Source organism: Nocardia pseudovaccinii NBRC 100343 (genome assembly GCF_001613225.1).
Taxonomy (GTDB): domain Bacteria; phylum Actinomycetota; class Actinomycetes; order Mycobacteriales; family Mycobacteriaceae; genus Nocardia; species Nocardia pseudovaccinii.
Genome location: NZ_BDBY01000198.1, coordinates 1 through 4,925, shown reverse-complemented (window position 1 = coordinate 4,925; position 4,925 = coordinate 1). Strand labels below are relative to the sequence as shown.

The 4,925-nt window shown below is 67.3% G+C and carries 8 protein-coding genes; all 8 read right to left on the bottom strand.

Going from position 1 to position 4,925, the window contains the following annotated elements; genetic code table 11:
* Positions 1-100 precede the first annotated feature (100 nt).
* Positions 101-466, bottom strand: a complete 366-nt coding sequence (locus NP3_RS25320; RefSeq protein ID WP_063044103.1) for a DUF5313 family protein — start codon at positions 464-466, stop codon at positions 101-103.
* Positions 467-529: 63 nt separating this feature from the next.
* On the bottom strand, positions 530-910 hold the full coding sequence (locus NP3_RS25315; protein WP_063044102.1) for a DUF5313 family protein: 381 nt from the start codon (positions 908-910) through the stop codon (positions 530-532).
* A gap of 44 nt (positions 911-954) precedes the next feature.
* The gene (locus NP3_RS25310; RefSeq protein WP_063044101.1) at positions 955-1,413 is read right to left on the bottom strand and encodes an SRPBCC family protein; all 459 of its coding nucleotides are present in this window, start codon (positions 1,411-1,413) and stop codon (positions 955-957) included.
* 57 nt (positions 1,414-1,470) lie between these two features.
* The gene (locus NP3_RS25305) at positions 1,471-2,400 is read right to left on the bottom strand and encodes a CopD family protein (protein ID WP_063044104.1); all 930 of its coding nucleotides are present in this window, start codon (positions 2,398-2,400) and stop codon (positions 1,471-1,473) included.
* 22 nt (positions 2,401-2,422) lie between these two features.
* Positions 2,423-2,977 (bottom strand): copper resistance CopC family protein, encoded by a 555-nt coding sequence (locus NP3_RS25300; RefSeq protein ID WP_157124540.1) that lies wholly within the window; start codon positions 2,975-2,977, stop codon positions 2,423-2,425.
* Positions 2,974-3,633 carry a YcnI family copper-binding membrane protein gene (locus NP3_RS25295; RefSeq protein WP_063044100.1) on the bottom strand — a complete coding sequence of 220 codons (660 nt, stop codon included), beginning with the start codon at positions 3,631-3,633 and terminating at the stop codon, positions 2,974-2,976. The genes NP3_RS25300 and NP3_RS25295 overlap by 4 nt, the downstream gene beginning before the upstream one ends.
* Positions 3,634-3,676: 43 nt before the next feature.
* Positions 3,677-4,216 (bottom strand): hypothetical protein, encoded by a 540-nt coding sequence (locus NP3_RS25290; protein ID WP_063044099.1) that lies wholly within the window; start codon positions 4,214-4,216, stop codon positions 3,677-3,679.
* Between the two features lie 8 nt (positions 4,217-4,224).
* Positions 4,225-4,875 (bottom strand): DUF6474 family protein, encoded by a 651-nt coding sequence (locus NP3_RS25285; RefSeq protein WP_063044098.1) that lies wholly within the window; start codon positions 4,873-4,875, stop codon positions 4,225-4,227.
* Positions 4,876-4,925: the final 50 nt, after the last annotated feature.

The following is a 4,925-nucleotide window of genomic DNA, read 5'->3' as shown; positions in this document are numbered from 1 at the left end:
ACGCGAGACAGGCCGCGAACGGTCGCGTGTAAGACTCGCTCCGTGCGGGTCGAGTTGGTGCCGGTGGTCATCATTCACCGGCGCGCTGCTAACCCAGTCGCTATCGATGCCCGTAATGCATCTCGTATTTCATCCGCTCGGTTTCGCGCATCTTGTTGTGGTTGATCCACCCCTGATCGATGCCGTGCTGGCTCAGCCGGAACCGACGCCAGACGTAACTGAGCGAGACCGTGAAGACGATCAGCGGCACGATCATCATCACGATCATGCCGATCTTCAATCCCATCGGGCCGGGGAACAGCAACCACAGCGCGAAGAACGGGATGAACGGTACGAGGAAGCGGACGAGGTAGCGTTCCATGGCCCCGTGCCCGACGAGGTCGTGGATGACCCACTCGTGCAGCTCCTCGGGGAGCTCGCGGCCGAGATCGTAAGCGATCCGTTGGCCCAACGTGGGACGCTTCATATGTTCAGGCTATGCCCGTGAGATGCGTCACGGCCAGGTTCGGCGAATATTCGGCAGCCGAATTCAAGCGCGACCGTGGCGGCGTTCATAGGCCAGCCGCTCGGTCTCCGCGCGCTTCCTGGACGTGGCGTCGGCCAGTGCCGGATCCAAGCCGTGCTTGACCAGACGCGCCCTGCGATACACGTACATCAGCGCCGCGGTGAAATAGATGAGCGGTAGATACAGCAGGGCCATCATCGCCAGGCCCATCCATTTCGGTCCGGGTACCAGCAGGAACAGGCTCAGCACCGGAATCATCGGAATGAGGAAGCGCATCAGGTAGCGCCGTGCCGCACCGGGGCCGGTGAGATCCTCGAGCACCCACGCCGACATCGACTCCGGCAGTGTGCGCCCGCAGATGTAGGCGATGCGCTGCGGAAATGTCGGTGTCGTTCGGTCAGCCATAGTGCACAGCATCCTCCGGCCGGACCGGCCCGGACAAGTTCTGGCTAGCCCTGCCTGCTGGCGTGGAATTCGGCGATCTGGGTGGTCAGGTTGTGCGTGGAGTGTTTGACGGCGAGCTTCACGAACGGCTCGATGGTCTTGCCGAGCACCTTGCCCGCGATTCCACCCGGCACCCGATAGTCGACGATCGCGTCGACCGTGCAGTTATCGGTGGCCTTGGCATGGAACAGGAAGGTGGATTCGATTTCGAAACCCTTGATCGACTTCACCGCGATCGCGTAGTTCTCTTCCCACCGCACGACCTGCAGGCGCGAATGCAGCGCGGCGGGACCGAGTTTGATGGTGCCGTCGAAGGTCGCGCCGACGCCCTCGACCTGATCGGTGATCGGCGTGAAGTCTTGGACCTCGGTGATGAAACGCGACAGATTCCGGTAGTCGTTGACGTACGCGAAGGCTGTTTCGGCCGATGCCACACAGTCTTCGACGATCTTCACCTCGGTCATGGCACAACTGTAACGGGTTGCTAACAGCCCGTCCGCAGGTGCTTGCATTTGCAAGCGTCAAGCGGTGACCGCCAGGGCCGCGGCCAATCCGAAGGCCACGGCCATCACTGCCACCTCGATGATCGCGCGCCGCAGTGAGGATTCGGCGGGCATTCGATGTCCCGTCGCCTGCGGTACCCAGGTCCGCCGCCACCACCAGCCGAGCGCCAGCAACGCAACCAGCACAAGGGTTTTCGCGAGCAGAATGCGGCCGTAGCCGGTCGTCACGAACGGGGCGATCCCGCCGACCCGCACCAACCCGTTGACCAGGCCGGTGACCGTGACGATGCCGACCAGCGGCAGCGCCGCCGCCGAATACCGTGGCAGCGTCACCGCCCACTCACCGCGGGTGCGCACCACCAGCGCCAGCGCGACCAGCAGGCCGAACCAGGCCGCCGCAGCCAGTGCGTGCACCGCCGCGAGCACCGAGCCGAACGGCTGCTGCGACATATGCCCGGTGATCGGCCGCAGCGCGAGGGCCACCGCCGCGAAGACCAGCACCAGATCGGCCGACGCGGTCTCCGGCCGCCGGAACGCCATCGCCGAATAGCAGGCGACCGCACCACTGCCGATCAGCACCGCGATACCGACCTGACCGCCGCTGATCTCGACCAGGAAATTGCCGAACTGCCCAGCGCTGAGCTTGCCGACGGGCACGCCGACCACGGCGGCCGCCTCGAAGACGAGCACCGCGAATTCGGTGACGCACCAGATCCCGGCAAGTACCGCGAGTGCCCGCCACGGCGGCCGGAGCCGATCGTGCAGTCGGGGCAATGCGGCCAGTCCGAGCACCGTGGCCCCGGTGCAGTCCGCCAGCACCCTGATGACGCTCTCGGTCTGCGCGGGGGCCGGGACGGCCAGGATCAGCGCGAGCGCCACCCCGAGCAGCCCGGCCGGGACGACCAGCAGCAGCGCTTGCGCGTTCCCGCCGCCGGTCGTCCGCTGCACCTTGTTCACCCGTGTGCTCTTCTCACCGCTGCGATTTGCGGCTCCTGCCGCCGAACAGGGCGAATGCCAGACCACCGCCGAACAGGACGACCGCGCCGATGATGAAGACCCACAGCGGAATTCCGCCGGAATCGTCGCTGCCACCGGAGTTGTGCTGACTGTCGGCCTTCGGGCCGGGCGTACCGTTGCCCGCCTTGGTGAGGGTGAAGGTCCGCTCACCCTTGACCGGATGACCATCGGCGGAGGTGACTCGGTACCCGATCTTGTAGACGCCGGTCGGACCGAGTTCGCCGACCGCGACGCTCACGGTCGGGCCGTCCACCTTCGGATCGCCCTTGGACCACAGATTTCCGTCCGGACCCACCACGGTCAGTGCCGGAAAGCTTTCCTGCAGTGGCTCGTTGAAGGTGATGCTCACCCGCTCCGGCCCGGTTTCGATACTCGCGCCGTCGGCGGGCACGCTGCTGACCGGCGTCGAATGGGCCACCGCCGTTCCGGCCGCGAGCGCGCCCATGCTCAGCAGGAGCAGGCCCGCGACCAGCCCGGCGACCGTGCGACGCATCGCGATGCCACTCATGCCCGGCGTCCGCGGATCACATTGCCCAGACCGAGCGCGACGCCGAGCAGTCCGAGCGCGAGACCGATGCCGCCGAGCCAGCGCGCGGTGTTGTCGTTGTCCTCGGCCTTCTCCGAGGCGGCGGCCGAACTGCCGACGTGGTGGTCGTCATGGCCGTCGCCGGAGGCCGCCGCGAGGGTGAGCATCGGCGCCGGATGCTCCGGTTCGGAACCGTCGGCGCCCATGGGCTGATCCCACTTGACGACCTTGCCGTCGCTGTAGGTCTGGGTGGCCGGGAAGCTGACCTCGTCCTTGGTCGGCAGCGGGCCGACCGAGAGGACGAAGCGCTGGAACTGGCCGGGCCGAACACCGGGTGTGCCGGGATCGGCGGTCCAAGTGACCGAGGTGGCCTCGGCCTTGTCATTGCGGTCGACCTTCGAGCTCCAACCCGGAATGGGTTCGGTGCGGGCGCTCTTGAGGTTGGGCAGGGCGACGGTGAGTGACGTGGTGTTCGCGGTCTCCGATTCGGTCGGGACCTTGAAGGTGATCACCGAGTAATCGCCCTGCGTCGCACCGGGTGCGTCGGCGGTGACGTGTGCGGAGGCGGTGCCGCCCGCGAGGAGAACGAAACCGACGGCGGCGACCGCCGTGCAGGCGCGCGTGATCTGCGTACGCATGGGTGAAGTGCTTTCTGTCCGAAGGGGTTTGGGGTGTGGCTGGTCAGGCCGACACCGGTGGCGCGCGCGGGCCGATCGCGCCGTTCGGATGAAAGCGGTAGTGCAGGAGAACCGGATCGGACCAGCGGACCGGGCGGCTGACCGCGAGCGGTGATCCGGCTGCGGAAACGGCGCGAATGACACTGGACGCCAACGCATAGAGCCGCTCGGCCAGCAGGATCAGCGCGACGCAGCCGAGCGTCGCGATCAAGTGCGCCGACAACATCCAGCCCGTGGGCAGGTATGGGTCGAGTTGCGGTCCGGCGGTGTGGCTATGGGTGTGGTCGATCAGCCCGGATAGCACCGCATGTCCGGCGAGCTGTCCGAGCGCGAGCGGACCGAGCACGGCCCAATGCCCGATGGCGCCCCGGTGCAGCAGACCCGCGGCCCAACCCGTCAACGCCGAAACAAGCAGCAGCAGTGCGGATTCGGCCGAATCCGGAAATCCGCCACCCGCCGCACCGTGTGCGGCGATGGCGAGCGCACCGACCATGCCGCCGACCAGACTGCCACGCGGGCTGCCGGAGGGCTGGCCGGGAGACATCCGATGGATCAGCTGACGCCGAGGCGCGCCAAGACGTCCGCCTCGATACCGGACAGCTCGCTCGAGATCGACGCGTGTACGGCGCGACGACGCGGTGCGGGCATCTGCTCCGCGGTCCGAATCGCGGCGGTCAGATTGCCGAGTCGATCCTGGGTGGCGGTAACGAATTTCTGGGTCTCGCCCTTGCCCGCCTTGTCGCCGGATTGCGTGCCGATCTTGTCAAGGGCGGCTTCGGTATTGGTGATCCGGGCCTGCAGCCGACCACCGTGGCCGCTGAAATCACCGAGCTGTTCGACGCCGATGCCCAGCTGATGCGCACGGCGGGTATCGATCCGGCCGCGGATGAAGGTCGCGGCGCGATAGGCCAGCGGTGCGAGTACGGGCACCAGCACCCGGGCGACACCGAGGTACTTGCGGACCTGGCCCGCGGTGAACGGATCCCGTTCGGCCTTGGCGGCAACCTTCAGCGCCGCCTTCTCCTCGGCCTGCAGGGTGGCGATCTGCGCCTTGGCGACCTTGGCCTGGGTGCGGGCTTCGGCGCGGCGGGCCTTGCGGTCGTTCCTGGCGCCGAGTTTCGCCTCCATGGCGGCCTTGTGCTTGAGGGCCTTCGCCTCGGCCCTGCGGCTCGGCCGCCGCTTGCGCTTCGTGAACAACCCCATCGAGGCCCTCCTGTGTCCAATTTGCCGCGCCTGCGGCGCGGCGTGTTCGC